This is a genomic window from Amycolatopsis taiwanensis DSM 45107 (assembly GCF_000519205.1).
Taxonomy (GTDB): Bacteria; Actinomycetota; Actinomycetes; order Mycobacteriales; family Pseudonocardiaceae; genus Amycolatopsis_E; species Amycolatopsis_E taiwanensis.
In genome coordinates this window covers 316,375-331,613 of sequence record NZ_JAFB01000005.1, presented here as the reverse complement: position 1 = coordinate 331,613, position 15,239 = coordinate 316,375, and the positions used below count along the sequence as shown (strand labels likewise).

At 69.0% G+C, this 15,239-nt stretch carries 16 protein-coding genes; 3 read left to right on the top strand and 13 right to left on the bottom strand.

All coding sequences use genetic code 11. From position 1 onward, the window contains the following. The first annotated feature begins 76 nt into the window (after nucleotides 1-76). A complete protein-coding gene (locus A3CU_RS43685; RefSeq protein WP_052371496.1) occupies nucleotides 77-3,073 on the top strand; it encodes a beta strand repeat-containing protein in 2,997 nt (998 codons plus the stop codon). Between the two features lie 131 nt (nucleotides 3,074-3,204). Here the strand turns inward: A3CU_RS43685 and A3CU_RS43680 are convergent, their stop codons facing one another. After that, complete coding sequence (locus tag A3CU_RS43680; protein WP_052371495.1) at nucleotides 3,205-3,705, bottom strand: alpha/beta fold hydrolase; 501 nt, start codon at nucleotides 3,703-3,705, stop codon at nucleotides 3,205-3,207. A 5-nt stretch (nucleotides 3,706-3,710) separates the two neighbouring features. Between A3CU_RS43680 and A3CU_RS53395 the strand changes: the two genes are divergently transcribed. Beyond that, a complete protein-coding gene (locus tag A3CU_RS53395; protein ID WP_027941593.1) occupies nucleotides 3,711-4,007 on the top strand; it encodes a hypothetical protein in 297 nt (98 codons plus the stop codon). 17 nt (nucleotides 4,008-4,024) lie between these two features. On the opposite strand, the gene dnaB is transcribed toward A3CU_RS53395, so the two are convergent. The 11 genes from dnaB to A3CU_RS0106420 all read right to left on the bottom strand — a co-directional run bounded on the left by dnaB (nucleotide 4,025) and on the right by A3CU_RS0106420 (nucleotide 12,725). Then, nucleotides 4,025-5,428: a replicative DNA helicase gene (gene dnaB / locus A3CU_RS0106470; protein ID WP_027941592.1), complete on the bottom strand. Its 1,404-nt coding sequence runs from the start codon at nucleotides 5,426-5,428 to the stop codon at nucleotides 4,025-4,027. 421 nt (nucleotides 5,429-5,849) lie between these two features. After that, complete coding sequence (locus A3CU_RS0106465; RefSeq protein ID WP_052371494.1) at nucleotides 5,850-6,659, bottom strand: ESX secretion-associated protein EspG; 810 nt, start codon at nucleotides 6,657-6,659, stop codon at nucleotides 5,850-5,852. Further along, nucleotides 6,656-8,005, bottom strand: a complete 1,350-nt coding sequence (locus A3CU_RS0106460; RefSeq protein WP_027941590.1) for a PPE domain-containing protein — start codon at nucleotides 8,003-8,005, stop codon at nucleotides 6,656-6,658. Before A3CU_RS0106460 ends, A3CU_RS0106465 begins: the two co-directional genes overlap by 4 nt. A gap of 19 nt (nucleotides 8,006-8,024) precedes the next feature. Further along, entirely contained in the window at nucleotides 8,025-8,660 is a 636-nt protein-coding gene (locus tag A3CU_RS50535; protein WP_084143106.1) for a DUF3558 domain-containing protein, read from the bottom strand. Next, nucleotides 8,657-9,067, bottom strand: a complete 411-nt coding sequence (locus A3CU_RS0106450; protein WP_027941588.1) for a hypothetical protein — start codon at nucleotides 9,065-9,067, stop codon at nucleotides 8,657-8,659. Before A3CU_RS0106450 ends, A3CU_RS50535 begins: the two co-directional genes overlap by 4 nt. 167 nt (nucleotides 9,068-9,234) lie before the next feature. Further along, complete coding sequence (gene rplI / locus A3CU_RS0106445; RefSeq protein ID WP_027941587.1) at nucleotides 9,235-9,693, bottom strand: 50S ribosomal protein L9; 459 nt, start codon at nucleotides 9,691-9,693, stop codon at nucleotides 9,235-9,237. 12 nt (nucleotides 9,694-9,705) lie between these two features. Beyond that, nucleotides 9,706-9,954, bottom strand: a complete 249-nt coding sequence (rpsR, locus tag A3CU_RS0106440; RefSeq protein ID WP_027941586.1) for a 30S ribosomal protein S18 — start codon at nucleotides 9,952-9,954, stop codon at nucleotides 9,706-9,708. Between the two features lie 35 nt (nucleotides 9,955-9,989). Further along, the gene (locus tag A3CU_RS0106435; protein ID WP_027941585.1) at nucleotides 9,990-10,469 is read right to left on the bottom strand and encodes a single-stranded DNA-binding protein; all 480 of its coding nucleotides are present in this window, start codon (nucleotides 10,467-10,469) and stop codon (nucleotides 9,990-9,992) included. An 11-nt stretch (nucleotides 10,470-10,480) separates the two neighbouring features. Beyond that, nucleotides 10,481-10,804 carry a 30S ribosomal protein S6 gene (rpsF, locus tag A3CU_RS0106430; protein ID WP_156960254.1) on the bottom strand — a complete coding sequence of 108 codons (324 nt, stop codon included), beginning with the start codon at nucleotides 10,802-10,804 and terminating at the stop codon, nucleotides 10,481-10,483. Between the two features lie 79 nt (nucleotides 10,805-10,883). Then, a complete protein-coding gene (locus A3CU_RS0106425) occupies nucleotides 10,884-11,738 on the bottom strand; it encodes a hypothetical protein (RefSeq protein WP_052371492.1) in 855 nt (284 codons plus the stop codon). A gap of 156 nt (nucleotides 11,739-11,894) precedes the next feature. Continuing rightward, complete coding sequence (locus A3CU_RS0106420; protein WP_027941582.1) at nucleotides 11,895-12,725, bottom strand: hypothetical protein; 831 nt, start codon at nucleotides 12,723-12,725, stop codon at nucleotides 11,895-11,897. A 144-nt stretch (nucleotides 12,726-12,869) separates the two neighbouring features. Here A3CU_RS0106420 and A3CU_RS0106415 point away from each other — a divergent pair, with 144 nt between their 5' ends. Beyond that, nucleotides 12,870-13,643, top strand: a complete 774-nt coding sequence (locus A3CU_RS0106415; protein WP_027941581.1) for a deoxyribonuclease IV — start codon at nucleotides 12,870-12,872, stop codon at nucleotides 13,641-13,643. A gap of 3 nt (nucleotides 13,644-13,646) precedes the next feature. Here A3CU_RS0106415 and A3CU_RS43675 read toward each other — a convergent pair whose 3' ends face one another. Continuing rightward, nucleotides 13,647-15,218: a glycosyltransferase family 87 protein gene (locus A3CU_RS43675; RefSeq protein ID WP_052371491.1), complete on the bottom strand. Its 1,572-nt coding sequence runs from the start codon at nucleotides 15,216-15,218 to the stop codon at nucleotides 13,647-13,649. Nucleotides 15,219-15,239: the final 21 nt, after the last annotated feature.

Here is a 15,239-nt window from a genome sequence, read left to right as displayed (position 1 = left end):
TTCGCGCGCCCGCGCTCCGGGTCTTGGAGCGCCGATCTCCAGCTATCGAAGAACTAGGAAGAAGGAGAAACCGTCAATGCAGACCTGGGCAAAGCGCGGTATCCAGACCGCGCTGGTCACGGGTGGCTTGCTGATGCTGGGCACCGGTATCGCATCTGCCGACGAGAACGTCAACCCGGACACTCCGGCCGGGCCGCTGGACCTCAACGCCAGCATTCCCATCGACATCTCGAAGAACGCCATCGGAACCCTCGGGAAACAGGTCGACGTTCCCGAGATCAAGAAGGACATCAGCACCGAGCCGGTCACCGGCCTGCTGAACAAGGCGCTCGACCCGGTCTCCCGGACCGGCGCGCTGCGGGCCGCTTCGCCGGTAACCGGCGCCGTCAACGGTCTGGCCGGCAAGGTGACCGACGCGGCCGGCCAGACCGGCCAGCGGATCGGGCAGCTGACCAACAAGGAGGCCGCGCCGGTCGGCGAGCCGGCGGACGACCGGAGGGCTGAGCCGGATGGCGACGCCCTGATGGGCAACAAGGTCGCCGGCAACGTGGTGGTGCCGATCCAGATCACCGGCAACGCGATCGGCCTCCTCGGCAACGCCTCGGCCGACTCCGACTCGATGCAGACCTACGCGCACCGCACGGATGTCCACACCAGCGGTGCCGGCGGCGGCGTGTCCGGCAACGCGGTGTCCCTCGACTGGGCCCTCCCGGTTCAGATCGCGGGCAACGGGATCGGTGTGGCCGGCCGGGGCCGGGCCACCGGTAGCGCCACCCAGGCCGCGGCCGCCACCGGCAACGTCTCGACCAGCGGCTCACACGGCGGGCTGTCCGGCAACGTCGTGAGCCCGCAGGGTGCGACCCCGGTGCAGATCTCCGGTAACGCGATCGGCGGCATCCTCGGCCACGGCGAGAGCAACTTCGACGCGGCCAGCGACGCCTTCTCCGGCGGTTGGATCCGGACGCACGGCTGGCGCGGCGCGGGCTCGGGCAACGTCGCCGGGGTTCCGGTCGCCCTGCCGCTGAAGCTCTCCGACAACGCGGCCTCCCTCGTCGGCGATTCGGATGTCCCCTGCGGCAGCTCGATCGCCAACGCGACCGCGGGCGACCTCCGGCCGGGGATGGCCGGTACGCCGACCTACATCAATACCGACGGCGACGACTCGTTCTTGTCGGGCACCGTCGCGCAACCGCAGGCCGCGGTGCCCGGCACCCTGGCCGGCAACGCGGCGTCGGTGATCGGCAATTCGGTCGTCGGCGACGGCATGACGGGACCGTTCCTGGGCAGTGACGCCACCGCGGGCGGTTTCTCCAGCACCACCGGACAGAACTCGGCCATCTCGGGCACCATCGTGGACGCGCCCGCGGCCGTTCCGGCCGAGGTGTTCTGCCTGGGCGCCGGGGTAGTCGGCAATGGACACGCTCGTGGGTGCGACAACGACGTCGCGGCGACAGCTGGTGGCGCCACGTACACCAATGGCAACGGCGGTTTCCTCGCGGCCAACGACGTGAGTGCGCAGCCCGCCGGAACGGCGGAGCTCTTCGGCGTCGGCACCGGACTGGTCGGCAAAGGCTCCGGTTCGGCGACCGAGACCAAGGACGTCAGCACCGGCGGTTACAACGGCAGCCAAGGCAACGAATCGGCCGGGTCGGGCAACATCGTGCAGGTCCCGGTCTCCGTACCGGGCGAGGTGTTCGGCACGGGCGGCTCGGTGCTGGGCGAGGGCAGCGGTGAGGCCGCCGAGACCAAGCGGGTGAGCAGTGGCGGGGGTGGCAACACCCAGGACGACCACGGCACGGTCAGCGCCAACCTGCTGCAGGTTCCGCTGTCGACTCCGCTGCAGGCGTACGGCATCGGCGGTTCGCTGATCGGCCGCAGCGCAGGTAGCGGCATCACGGACACCACGTCGACGGCCGGTGGCACGGGCAACGCGAACGGCAAGAGGGGCTTGGCCGCGGGCAACCTCGGCGCGCTGCCACTGTCGGTGCCCACCCAGCTGCACGGGCTCGGCGTCGGGGGTCTCGGTGAAGCCCTGGGGGCCGGCCAGGGCACTACGGAGTCGACGGCCGGCGGGCGGCTGACCGCCACCGGCGAGGGCGGTGCCATCGCGGGCAACATCATCGAGGGCCCGGGTGCCGCGGTCGCCCAGGCGTTCGGCAACGGCGCGGTACTGGGCGGGTTGGCCGCCGGCGACGCGAGCAACGACGTCCAGTCCACCGCCGGAGGCAGCGCCGAGACCAACGGTGACCGCGGTGCCATCGCCGGCAATATCGTCGGCGCCGAGCTGATGCCGATCGCGCAGGTCTTCGGCAATGCGGTCAGCGTGCTGGGGCTCGATCAGGGTGGTGCGGTCAACACCGTCACCACGAACTCGGGTGGTGACAAGACGACCTCGGGGATGGACGGCACCATCTCCGGCGACATCTTCGACCTGCCGCTTGCCGCGATCGCTCAGGTGTTCGGTGACGCCATCTCGGTGGGCGGGGCCGCAAACGCGATTGCGGACAACGACACGTTCGGGACCGTCGGCGGCGCCGCCACCACTTCCGGCCCGTCGCGCTCACTGTCCGGTGGCGTCATGGAGGTGCCGGTCGGTGTGGTGGCTCAGGTCTTCGACATCCCGTTGGGTCTGCTGGGCGTGGCCCATGCCAGCACCACGAACGACACCGACGTCGAGGCGGCGGACCAGCAGCCGCAGGTCGACCTGCCGATCAGCATGCCGGAACTCCCGGCGACCGGGCTGCCGTCCCTGCCTGACATGGGGCAGACACTCCCGCTGACCGGGCTGCCGTTCCTGTCCGACATGAGGCAGATGATGCCGCTGACGCCCGCCGACCGCGCCGACCTGCCTTCACTGCCGCAGGTCAGTGCCCTGCCTGTCGACCCGTCCGGTCTGGGCAACCTGGCGTCGCTGTCCGGTGTGCCGGATCTGCCTGTCCTGCCGGATCTGCTCGGCTCCGGGTTGCCGCAACTGCCGGGAGCTCCCGCACTGCCGACCGACACCGCGAACCTGCTCCCGCAGGCCGATGTGCCCGCGATGTCGGCTTTGGACAGCGGAAGCCTGTTCGGCTGAGGCGAATCCACGGCTGAGTGTGCTCGTTAGGTCAGCGGGTCCGGAATCAACGACGCTTCCGGGCCCGCGTTCGCGCCCGGGGCCCGTGACCGGTCGACCGCACCCGTGTCCGGGAGCGGCTCCAACCGCGGCTATCGGCCGGTGGCGGACACGAGGAACTCGCCGATCTCACGCGCCACCGTCTCCGGCTCGTCCAGCATCGACAACACGTACGCGCCGGGGACCTCGGCATATCGCCCTGCGGGCAGAAGTTCGGCCAGGCGGCGGCCGTGCTCGGGTGGCATGACCCGGTTGTCGGGTGACCACAGCACGAGGGTTTCTCCGGTGAACTCGCGCAGTGCCTCGGTGTTCCGGACCAGTGCCTCCTTGGGCAACGGCCCACGGCAGTATCTGATCAGGTCGCGGCGAATATCCGGCTGGTTCAGGAGCGGCTCGGTCCAGCCACGGACGAGATCGTCCGGCAGCGGACGGCGCGCCATCTGCCCGAACAGCAGGGGCAGCCGGCGAAGCCGGCCGATGCGCAGTTGGCGCGCGGCGAGTTGGAGGCCACCGGGGAGCCGGGCGACGAGGGCCACCATCGTGCCGGGCAGACCGGGCGGGAAGTTGTCGAACGCCTCGCACGGCAGGATCACCTGCCGTGCGATTCGGGTGTCCAGTCCATACGCGGTCAGGAACCAGCTACCTCACCGCCCGCGGACTGTCCGGCGCCGACGCGCGGGCCGTGATCCACGCCCTGCTCACCGGCCTTGAGGGAGCGTTCCTCCTCGCCCGTGGACTACGCAGCACCGAGCCGTTCCTCGCCATCGGCCGTGTCGTGGCCGGCTACGTCACATCACTGCCGGGCACAGCCAACGCACCACACCCGCCGCTGCCGGCGGATCGTTCATCCCGTCCCGCGCGAGAAGACTCCGGGACCGCGGACCTTCGAGCCTGAAGGCGCAGTTGATCTGACTAGCCTTGGGCCAGGTCGGCGAAGCGGCTGTAGTGCAACTGGTGCGCCACCACGACGGTGCTGGTCGGCCCGGCGCGGTGCTTGGCCAGGATCAGATCCGCCTCGCCCGCCCGCGGGTCGTCCCGCTCCCATGCGTCCGGCCGGTTGATCAGCAGCACGATGTCCGCGTCCTGTTCCAGCGATCCGGATTCGCGCAGGTCGGAGAGCATGGGGCGCTTGTCGGTGCGCTGTTCGGGACCGCGGTTCAGCTGGCTGATCGCGACCACGGGCACCTCGAGTTCCTTGGCCAGCAGCTTGAGCTGGCGGGAGAATTCCGACACCTCCTGCTGCCGGGACTCCACGCGCTTGCCGGAGGTCATCAGCTGCATGTAGTCGACGACCACGAGCTTGAGGTCGTTGCGCTGCTTCAACCTGCGCGCCTTCGCCCGGATCTCCATCATCGTCATGTTCGGTGAGTCGTCGACGAACAGCGGTGCCTCGCTGATCTCGCTCATCCGCCGGGCCAGCCGCGTCCAGTCGTCGTCGGACATCCGCCCGCCTCGCATGTCCGTGAGCCGGATCCGCGCTTCGGCCGAAAGCATCCGCATCACGATCTCGATGCGGCTCATCTCCAGGGAGAAGATGACGCTCGTCATCCCGTGCTTGATCGAGCAGGACCGGGCGAAGTCCAGGCCCAGCGTGGACTTGCCCACACCCGGCCGGGCGGCGACGATGATCATCTGGCCGCCGTGCAGACCGTTGGTCACCTCGTCGAGGTCCGCGAAGCCGGTCGGTATGCCCTGGGCCGAGCCGCCCCGGGAGGCGATCGCGTCGATCTCGTCCATCGTGGGCTGAAGCAGTTCCTCCAGCGCCACGTAGTCCTCGCTGGTGCGGCGCTCGGTGACCTCGTAGATCGCGGCCTGGGCCCGGTCGACCACCTCGTTGATGTCGCCGCCCTCATTGGCGGCGCCGTACCCGTACTGCACGATCCTGGTGCCGGCTTCGACGAGCCGGCGCAGGACGGCCTTCTCGGACACGATCTCGGCGTAGTAACCCGCGTTCGCGGCCGTCGGCACGGTCGCGATCAGCGTGTGCAGGTACGGCGCGCCACCGACCCGCGCGAGTTCACCGCGCCGCTCCAGCTCCGCGGACACCGTGATCGGGTCCGCCGGCTCGCCCCGGCCGTAGAGGTCGAGGACGCAGTCGTAGACCGCCTGGTGCTTTGGCAGGTAGAAATCGCCGGGGCGCAGGGCCTCCACGACGTCGGCGATGGCGTCCTTGGAGAGCAGCATGCCGCCGAGCACGGACTGTTCGGCCGGGATGTCCTGTGGCGGCTTCCGATCGAACTCGCCGGCGCCCGGCCCGGGATCCTCGGGACCGGGATCCGGGGGGAACACGGGACCACGGTCATCCGTCAGCGCCACCGCGCGGACACCTCCTGTTCAGCGAACACCAGTTCGATTATGCCCGAGTCGGTACACCGGGCGCTACCGGTCGCCGGGCACGCTAAGTCCCTCGGACGGGGTAGTGCAAACCCGCCTGTTGACGGTTTGCGGAGATCCTGTGGACAACTTGTGGATGATCGACTCCAGTCGTGCACACCTGGCTGAAGATCTGTGTACAACTTGGGGACAAGTGCCGTTCAAATGTGAGAAATCGCAGGTCAAGACCTGTGTGAAAGCTGTGGAAAAGATTGGTTGAATCCACCCGGCGTGTCGTGGCCGGATGCGCTCCCGGCGTGTCGCGCGGGTGCCACACGGAGCCTGGGGTGCGCGGACCTGTGGATGAATGCTACGGACAGTTAAAGGGCCACCCTCTAGGCTGAAAGGGTGGCCCGACACACGTTCAGACGAGTGCGCTTTGTGCGTTCCGTAACCGTTCGCCGATCACCTGTGGCGTTGCCGGGGTGAACACGATCAGGGGGTCGCCCCGGCCGGGCCGCTCCTCCATCAACCAGCGGCCCTGGGGAGTGTCGATGAAATTCAGCGGTCGTTCACTGCGCCGGCGTGTTCCCGCCCGGCTCCTCGCCGCGACATAGAGGCTCCCGGCAGCGACCCGCTCCGAACTCATCACGCGTTTTACCTCGTGGACCGGCGAGGCCCCCGCCGTCGCGCGTCCTTGAACCGGCCGCATGATGGAGACATCGTCGTCGTCCCGGCTCCGCCGGTCACCGGTGAGCTCGCTCTTGCCGACGACCAGCGGCTGCCCCTGCGCGGGACGGACCTGCGGAATCTGGTTCAGGAACCCCTGAAGGAGCTCCTCGGGCCGTTCGGCGGCCAGGGTCACCGCGTCCGTCCCGAGGTCGCGAACGGCGATGAAGGCGCCGCCGCGCCCACTCCCCGCGAACACCGCGAAGTTCGCCGGCGCACCGGGGAACCGCCCCTCGAACCAGCCGTAGTACTCGATGTTCGGTTGGGCCACGGACTCGACCAACCCGAGCAGGTCGCGGTCCAGTCCGCGCGGTCCCATCAACCCGTGCTGCGTCAGCAGGGCGTTGACCTGCTGGTCTTCCTGGCGCCGGGCTTCCTCGTCCAGCCAGGTCGCCGTGCTCGCCAGGGTCAGGTGGGGTTCACCGCCCCGGCGCCGGATCAGGTTGAGCAGAATCGGGGTATAGAGGGTTAACGGTCTGTCGAGCACGTCCGTCCCCGGTCTCATTCGCCGATGACCGGAGGCGCGGTGAGCTCGTCGGTGCCGAAGAGCTCATTCGGGTCCTCACTGACCAGGTACTTGGTCTGGTGCTCTTCGTCTTCCGCGCCTTGGCCCCGGCCACCGTGCGCGCCGCCCATGCCTGACATTCCCGAGCGGCCCGCCGCGCCGGCCGCGCCCGGACGAGCTCCTGCGGCGCCGTAGGCGCCGCCGGCTCCGCCGGCGGCGCTGGCCGAACCCGGTGCGGCGCCCGTGGTGGAACCCGCCGACATCGAGCCGGCGCCACCGGGGCCGAACCCGCCGATACCGGAGGCGTCACCGGCGCCGCTACCGCCACCGGGTCCGAAGCTGCTCGGACTGAAGTTGTTCGGACCGAGGCCGCTGGTGAAGTTGGTGTTCGGCGGCGTGTAACCGGCCGCGGTGGTGTCGTTCCAGCTCGGGGGTGTGTAACCGCCGCTGCCGACACCGCCCGCGCCGCTGCCGATGCCACCGATGTCGCCCGCACCGCCATGGCCGCCGCTGCCGATGCCGCCGGCACCACCACCGCCGGTTCCGATGCCGCCCGCACCGCCACCAGCGCCACCGCCGCCGAAGCCAACTCCGCCGCCAGTGCCGCCCCCGCCACCGAAGCCGCCCCCGCCGCCGGTGCCACCTCCGCCGCCGTTACCGCCGCCACCATTACCGCCACCGCCATCGGAGATGGGATTTCCGGTCCATGCCTTGTACTGCGGCATGCCCGCGGCGTTCTGTGCGCTTGCCTGGTAGTAGGCATTGAACGCGTCGACGTTCTGCTGGCCCTTCTGGTTGTACTCCTTGATTTCGGAGTCCTTGTCGCTCCACGGGTTGATGTGGTCCAGGAAACCCATGGACGGCGGGTTTTCCGGGAGCGGTTGAACCCGCTGCGCGACCACCGAGAAGTCATTGACCTGGTTGCCGATGTACTGGCTACTCGTGCCGAGGTTCTGGGCCGAGTCGTTCAGCCAGGTCTCGAGCGGGTGTCCCCCCGCTTGAGCGGCTTGTGCGGAACCACCCTGCCAGGCGGCGTCCATTTCCTTGTTGAGCGCGGCGATCTGGTCCGCTCGGTTGGAATGCGTTCTCTCCAAATTTCGTGCCGCGTCTGCGCCTTGTTGCAACGAGCCGGGACCTTCTCCGCCGGTGATCTGCTGGTAGATCTGTCGCGCGTCGATCGTCTGACCGCCCACGCTCGTCTGGTGCTGCTGGGCTTGCGGTCCCCCCGAGAAGATGCTGACCAGACCACCCACTGCGCCGCCGACGGCTGTGCCGACACCGGGCATGATCACCGTACCGATCGCCGCGCCGCGCGCGGTGTCATTGATCAACGATCCGTTGGCCATGACAATCTACCCAGTCCTCTCATGCTGCGCCCTTGACATGTTCGATCACTGCTGCCCCGATCTTGTTGGCCGAATCGCACGGGTGCTCCTTGTTCGGGCCGGTCAGCAGTTGCACCGACACGCTGATCGCGAGTTGATCGGTGGCCCCGATCAACAAGGAGCAGAACCCGTTCGTGCGGTCGTCGACCGACTCCGCATACACACCCGGATAGTCGTCGACCTGAGTCGGCTCGAAGTAGGCGAACGGCTTTCGGTCGTTGACGGCATAAATGTCACTCAGGCCGTTTTGGTTGGCGGTTATGACATTGAGGAATGCCTTGTTCGAGGTGGCGGCGGTGCCATGCCACTGGCAGGTCGGACCCGTCTGGCCGGTGGAGGCTTCGCCCGGAGAGGCTAGGCCGAGCGTGGTCATCTGGGGTGTCGACAGGCCGCTACAGGGATCAGCGACGAGTCCTTCCGTCGGCAGCGGAGATGTCACTTTGGGGGCCTTGCCGCTTGAAGCGCCGGTTGCTGTCGAGGTCTGACCACCCGCTGCCGCCGACGTGGGGCCACCGGAACTGGGTGAGTTTCCGGTCGTTCCGTTGCCGCAGGCGGCGAGGACGCTCGCCGCCGCGATGACGGTGCCGATGCGAAGAAGACCGTGATGCGTGCTCACATGACTCCTTGTCCGGACTGTGAGACAGCCTGTTGGACGTCGGTGTCGGCTTGTTGGATCTGCCCGCTGGCCTTCTGCAGCGCTTCGATGTAGTTCTGCACGTACTGGATCATTCGGTCGGTCTGTTCGAGCAGCGTCCGACCCGACGGCAACGTCCCGTTGTCCGTAAACTGATTGCTTGCCGGGTCGGGAGCGGGGGCCCGCACTTCAGCGATTAATTGAGCCTCGTTGCGGTCCGACTGCAGGTCGTGCAACAGGTCTTGCCACTTCGCGATCACGCTCTGGACGCGGTCCGGCTCGAAGTAGTAGCCCCCCGGAGACCCGTTGTTGCCGACCTGGATAGGCGGGGGCGGGGGCACGGTGGTGAGATTGTCGACGGCCCTCATTGACTGTGCTGGCTGGCTCATCTGCAAAGACCCCTTCACCCGTCTCGCGTCCCCACGTCGAGATCAGCAGTTGGATGTTAGCGCAGCGCAGGTGGTTCCCGGGCGCGAATCGATTCGGGTCGTGGCCGTCTCGAAACAACAGTGCCCCCCTCTCCGCGGAGAGGGGGGCACTGTTGATTTGGCTTTGGTTACTGCGTGGCCTTGACCTCGAGCCGGACTCCGGCCTCGACGTCGGGGTGAAGCCGCACGCTCACCTGGTGCTTGCCGGTGGTCTTGATGTGTCCACCGGTCTCGATGGCGCGCTTGTCGAGCAGGGGCCCGCCGGCCGCCTTGATCGCCGCGGCGATGTCGGCGGTGGTCACCGAGCCGAACAGCTTCTTCGAGTTCTCGGCGGCCTTAGCGGACAACTGGACGGTGCCCAGTCCCTCCAGGGCGGCCTTGACCTCCTTGGCGTGGTCCAGGTCCCGGATCCGGCGCGACTCCTGGGCCCGGCGGATGGTGCGCACGTTCTTCTCCGCGCCCTTGGTGGCCACGATCGCGTAGCCCCGCGGGAGCAGGTAGTTGCGCGCGTATCCGTCCTTGACCTCGACGATGTCGCCCGGTCCGCCGAGATTGGCCACGTCGGTGGTGAGAATGATCTTCGCCATGGACGGGCCTCCTTAGCGGGCGGTCGAGGTGTAGGGCAGCAGCGCCATCTCACGCGAGTTCTTGACCGCGATGGCGATGTCGCGCTGGTGCTGGCTGCAGTTGCCGGTGACCCGGCGGGCCCGGATCTTGCCGCGGTCGGAGATGTACTTCCGCAGCAGGTTCGTGTCCTTGTAGTCGATCAGTTCCGGGCGGCCCTTCTGCTCCGCCTTGCAGAACACACAGACCTTCTTCTTCGGCTTGCGAATGGGTGGCTTTGCCACGTGTTGCTCCTGGGGAATTCGAAAAGAGTGGTTGGTTAGAAGGGAGGCTCGTCCGCGAATCCGCCGCCCCCGGCGGGCGGGGCCGAGCCCCACGGGTCGTCGGCGGGCGCACCGGCGGAGTAGCCGCCGCCACTGGAGCCGCCCGAACCACGGCTGACCTTGTTGACCTTGGCGGTGGCGTACCGCAGCGACGGCCCGATCTCGTCGACCTCGAGCTCGACGACGGTCCGCTTCTCGCCTTCCTTGGTCTCGAACGAGCGCTGCTTGAGCCGGCCCTGCACGACGACCCGGGCACCCCGGGTCAGGCTCTCGGCCACGTTCTCCGCGGCCTGGCGCCAGATGTTGCAGCGCATGAACAGCGCCTCGCCGTCCTTCCACTCACCAGTGGCGCGGTCGAACGTGCGCGGGGTCGAGGCCACCGTGAAGTTGGCCACCGCGGCACCGGAGGGCGTGAAGCGCAGCTCTGGGTCGGCGGTCAGGTTGCCGACCAGCGTGATGACAGTGTCTCCGGCCATGGTCTTCCGCCCTAGGCCTTCGCCGCGACCTTGGCGGCCTTGCGCGGGGCGACCTTGCGCACGACCTTGGTGCGGAGCACGTTCTCCTGCAGCGACAGCTGCCGGTCGAGCTCCTTCACCGCGTCCGGCTCGGAGTGCAGGTCGAGCAGCGCGTAGATGCCCTCGGCGTGCTTCTTGATCTCGTAGGCCAGCCGGCGGCGGCCCCAGATGTCGACCTTCTCGACGGTGCCGCCGGACGTGCGGATCACGTTGAGGAACGTGTCCAGCGTCGGTGCGACGGTGCGCTCGTCGAGCGTCGGATCCAGGATGACCATTACCTCGTAATGGCGTGACACAACCACTCACCTCCTGTGGGCTTCGCGGCCACGGACGGTCCGTGGCAGGAGGGTTTGTCGCGTCCAGGGTAACCCTCGGCTACGACACTTTTCGCAGCACCCAGGTTCGCACCAGCGCCGCGCTCACTCCGGCGAGGGCGACCACGGCCAGCAGCATCGGCAACTGCACCGCGCCGGTCGGCGCGTCATTACCGGCGAGCACGCTCGCATTGCCCGTATTGCGGACATCGGCCTGGCTTTGGGTCTCACCGGGAAGCGTGGAGACCTCGGGCGACAGCACGTTCGGTATCGGTGCACCGGCCGGATACTTCGCCTCCGGCGGCGCCGCGAGGCCCGGCACCGCGACCGGGGTGTTGCCGTAGTCACGGGGCGGTACCGCCGCGCCGCTGCTCGCCGGGGCCTGCGGCACGGGCAGGCCGGGCGGGGGCGCGCCGGCGTTCTGCGACGTGGGCGAAGCGGCGGGCGGACTGTAGTTGCCGGCATACAGTGTGAGACCGCAGCTTTCGGCGACGTGGTGTCCGATCGAGTCGAGGGTCTTCTGTTTCTGGTCGGCGACCAAGCCGAGGCCGTCGGCGGAGCGCAGCGCTTGGGTGACCGCGGTCGCTACCTGGTCCCCGCCAAGCGCGCTGACCGCGCTGTCCGGGATCTCGGCGACGGTGAGCACGCCCTGGTTCGAGATCTCCTGCGCGAGCTTGGCCGGATCGACCCCGTTGAGGTGCAAGAAGATCTCCTGCTCGGCGGCCCCGGCCCGGACCACGTCGGCGAGGTCCTTGCCCTGCACCGCGACCTGGTCGCCGATGTTGCCGATGACCATGCCCGTGCAAGCCTCCGCGAGCACCGTGCCGGCCGAGGCGGTGCCGGGGAAGAACCCGATGGTGAAGACCATCGCCAGTGCGGCCGCGGCCAGGACCCTGCTCGCCAGTCGGTTGCGCACGGGCTCATTACCTCCAGGGGGCGGGGGTCCCGCAGACATTGTCGACCCCGCAGACACTGCCATCAACGAGCGACAGCCCGGAAAGATACTAGATACCAACACGAAGTGGCTCGCGTGACATACCGACACGAAGTGGCTTGCGTGGCGGTGCGGGATCTAGTGAGCGTTTCGCTGGACCCAGGTGCGTGTCAGCGCGGCGGCGACGGCGGACAGCGCGATGACCGCGGCGAGCGCGGGCACGCCCAGCGGGAACCGGTCCTGGGCCGGCGCGCCGGCCAGCGCCTGGGCTCGGCCGGTGTTCTGGACGATCTTGCCGGGCGACTGGTCCACGCCCAGCGTCGTCGACTCGGGGGCGTAGCCGGGTATCCCGTCGCCATAACGGATTCCCGGTGACGGCGACCAGAGCGCGGCAGGGGCGTAGGGCAGGTCGCTGTAGTCGCGGGCCGGGGCGTATCCGGTGGACTCGAACGGCAGCACGGGCAGGCTCACCGGATCCTGGCCCACCACCGGGCTGTTCGGCCCGGGAATGGTCGCGGCCGGGCCGGTCTGCGGCTTGCCCGCCACCGGCGTGCCACCGCCCGGGCTCGGTTTGCCCTGCGCCGGTGGCGTCGAGCCGCCTGCGAGCGCGTCGCCGGCACCGCTGATCGTCTTGGTGACATTGCCGGTCGTCGACGACACCGCACCGTTGATCGTGTCGGCGGTGGGCTGGCCGACCACCGGCGCGACGGCGGTGTCGACGATGTTCACAGTGATCTTGCACAGCCCGTTGAGCAGGCCACCCACGAGCGAGGTGATGCCGTCGATCACCGTCTGCAGGCCGAACGGGGTGCTGATCTTGTCGCCGGGTTTCGCGGTGACCGTGTCCCCGCACCTGGCGCTTATGGTGTCGGCGTACGCGGTCCCTGTCGGGACTGCGAGGGTGATCGACCCCGCCAGCACGAATGCTGCCGCGCCGGCTGCCGCTGTCCTGCGTATTCGACCTTGCATCCGGCTCCCACCTCCTGACCCGCTTGTTACTCATAAGTACAACGACGCTGCCGGCCACTGGTGACGGTCAGCACACCCGACGGCACGGTACTGGAGGGGCCGCCGGGGCGCGCGCGGCTCCCCAAGGGTGGGTAGCGTTGCGGCATGCGAATCGGCGCCCACGTCCGTGATGACGACCCGTTGTCCGCGGCCCGCGAACGCGAAGCCGAGGTCGTGCAGTTCTTCCTGGCGGATCCACAGGGCTGGAAGGCGCCGGTGCCCCGGCCGACCGCCGGGGAGATCGAGGCGGCCGGTGTCGACGTGTTCATCCACTCGCCGTACGTGGTCAACGTGGCATCGCTGAACAACCGGATCCGCATCCCGTCCCGGAAGGTGGTGGCCCAGCACGCGGCGGCCGCGGCCGAGATCGGCGCACGTGGGCTCATCGTGCACGGCGGGCATGTGCGCAAGGGCGAGGACCCCGCCGAGGGAGTGGCCAACTGGCGCAAGCTGTTCGAGCGGCAGGCCGAGCAGGGCGGGTTCGGCGTGCCGATCCTGATCGAGAACACCGCGGGCGGCGACGGCGCGCTGGCCCGCGAGCTGGACATGCTGGCCCGGCTGTGGGACCAGGTGGGCGAGCTCGGCGCCGGGTTCTGCCTGGACACCTGCCACGCGTTCGCCGCCGGCTGGGAACTCGACGGCGTGGTGGACCGGGTCAGGGCCATCACCGGGCGGATCGACCTGGTGCACCTGAACAACTCCCGCGACGAGTTCGGCTCGACCCGCGACCGGCATGCCAACGTCGTACACGGCGGTGGCACGATCGATCCCGCCCAGCTCGTCGCCGTCGCGGCGGCGGCCGACGCGCCCGTCGTGGTGGAAACGCCCGCCGACGGTCAGGCGGCTGACATCACCTACCTGCGGAAAGCGCTCACCTGAGGGTCAGACCGGCTGCCGTCCGGCCAGTGGAACGCCGGGTTCCCGGCGCGCGGCTGCCAGGACCGTGACGTCGCGGGCGCGGTCGAGCACCCCGCCCGCGGGGTCGTCGTCCCCGGCCAGCCGGACCGGATCGGTGGCCGGGGCGTAGATCTCCCGGATCACCTGCACGCACAGTGCGATCACGGCCAGGTCGCGCACCACGACGAAGCCGAGGAACCAGTCCTCCGGCAGTCCCTTGTGGTCCACGCCGAGGTAGTAGAACATCCGCGGCGCCCACACCAGCGCGTCGAGGAGCATCCACGCCAGCAGGGCCCGCCAGCGCGGTATCGCCAGCACGGCCAGCGGCACCAGCCACAGCGAGTACTGCGGGCTCCACACCTTGTTCGTCAGCAGGAACGCCGCCACCACCAGGAAGCACAGCTGCGCCACTCGTGGCCGGACCGGCGCGGCGAGCGCGAGGTAGGCGATCCCGCCGCAGCAGAGCAGGAAGAGCCCGCCGACCACCACGTTCAGCCAGGTCGGCGCCTGGCCCGTGGCGAGTGGCCCGTCGAAGCCGCTCCAGCCGGTGAAGTAGGAGATCACGTTGTACAGCGAGTCGGGATCCATCCCGCGCGTGGCGTTGAGCTGGAAGAACTCACGCCAGCCCTGGTTGACGGTCAGCGCGAAAGGCAGGTTCACCGCGAGCCAGGTCGCTGCCGTGACGCCCGCGGTCTGCGTCCACGCGCGCAGCTTCCCGGCGCGGATGCACAGCACCAGCAACGGTCCCAGCAACAGCAGCGGGTACAGCTTCGTCGCGGCGCCGAGCCCGAGCAACAGCCCGGCCAGCGCGGGTTTTCGTCTCGCCCAGGCCAGCAGCCCGGTGGCGGCGAAAGCGGTGGCGAGCGCGTCGAAGTTGGTGAACGCGTGCACGAGCACCAGCGGTGAGATCGCCACCAGCGCCGCGTCCCACGGTCTCCGGTTCGCTACGCGGCACACCGCCCACACGGTGACCAGCCAGGCCACCGCCAACCAGAACGCCGTGATGTTGAAGTAGATCGCCACCGGCAGGGCACCGGGCAGCCACCCGGTGTCGGAGACCGCGGTCCAGCCCGCGGCCAGCTTCGCGTTGATCCACTGGAACAGCCCGGTCATCACCGGGTACTCCATGTACCGGACCTGCTCCTTCGGCGTCCCCGGGTTGTCGACCCAGCTCGTGCGGTACGGGAACGTGTCGGGCAGGTTCAGCCGCTCCGCGCTGTAGAGCGGGACGATGTCGGAGTAGCACATCGCCACGAAGGGACGGCCGGCCCGCCAGTCGAGCTGGTTCTGCCCGTTTTCGTCGGTGAACTGCTGGATGCAACTGGCCTTGCCCAGCCAGCACAGCATCAGCGCTAGCGTGGCCAGCAGCAGGCCGACCCGCTGTGGTGACCAGAACCAGTGGCGACCGATGGCGGCGTGCTCGCCCAGCGGGCCGCCGATCGGCTTGCTGGCCGCGGCGACGAGCGGTTCGGTGCGGCTCGGCAGCACTCTCTCACCGGCCTCCAGCGAGGTCGGCGCGGACTCGGGTGTCGCTGCGTGCTCGGTCGGGCTGGACACGCGCCGATGCTACGGGCACCC

Excerpts from the sequence above, each read along its gene's own strand:
- A3CU_RS0106465 (WP_052371494.1), bottom strand. The coding sequence starts at position 6,659 with ATGAGACCGGGGACGGACGTGCTCGACAGACCGTTAACCCTCTATACC.
- rplI (WP_027941587.1), bottom strand. The coding sequence starts at position 9,693 with ATGGCGAAGATCATTCTCACCACCGACGTGGCCAATCTCGGCGGACCG.
- A3CU_RS43685 (WP_052371496.1), top strand. The coding sequence starts at position 77 with ATGCAGACCTGGGCAAAGCGCGGTATCCAGACCGCGCTGGTCACGGGT.
- A3CU_RS0106460 (WP_027941590.1), bottom strand. The coding sequence starts at position 8,005 with ATGGCCAACGGATCGTTGATCAATGACACCGCGCGCGGCGCGGCGATC.
- A3CU_RS0106450 (WP_027941588.1), bottom strand. The coding sequence starts at position 9,067 with ATGAGCCAGCCAGCACAGTCAATGAGGGCCGTCGACAATCTCACCACC.
- A3CU_RS0106420 (WP_027941582.1), bottom strand. The coding sequence starts at position 12,725 with ATGCAAGGTCGAATACGCAGGACAGCGGCAGCCGGCGCGGCAGCATTC.
- A3CU_RS0106415 (WP_027941581.1), top strand. The coding sequence starts at position 12,870 with ATGCGAATCGGCGCCCACGTCCGTGATGACGACCCGTTGTCCGCGGCC.
- A3CU_RS0106435 (WP_027941585.1), bottom strand. The coding sequence starts at position 10,469 with ATGGCCGGAGACACTGTCATCACGCTGGTCGGCAACCTGACCGCCGAC.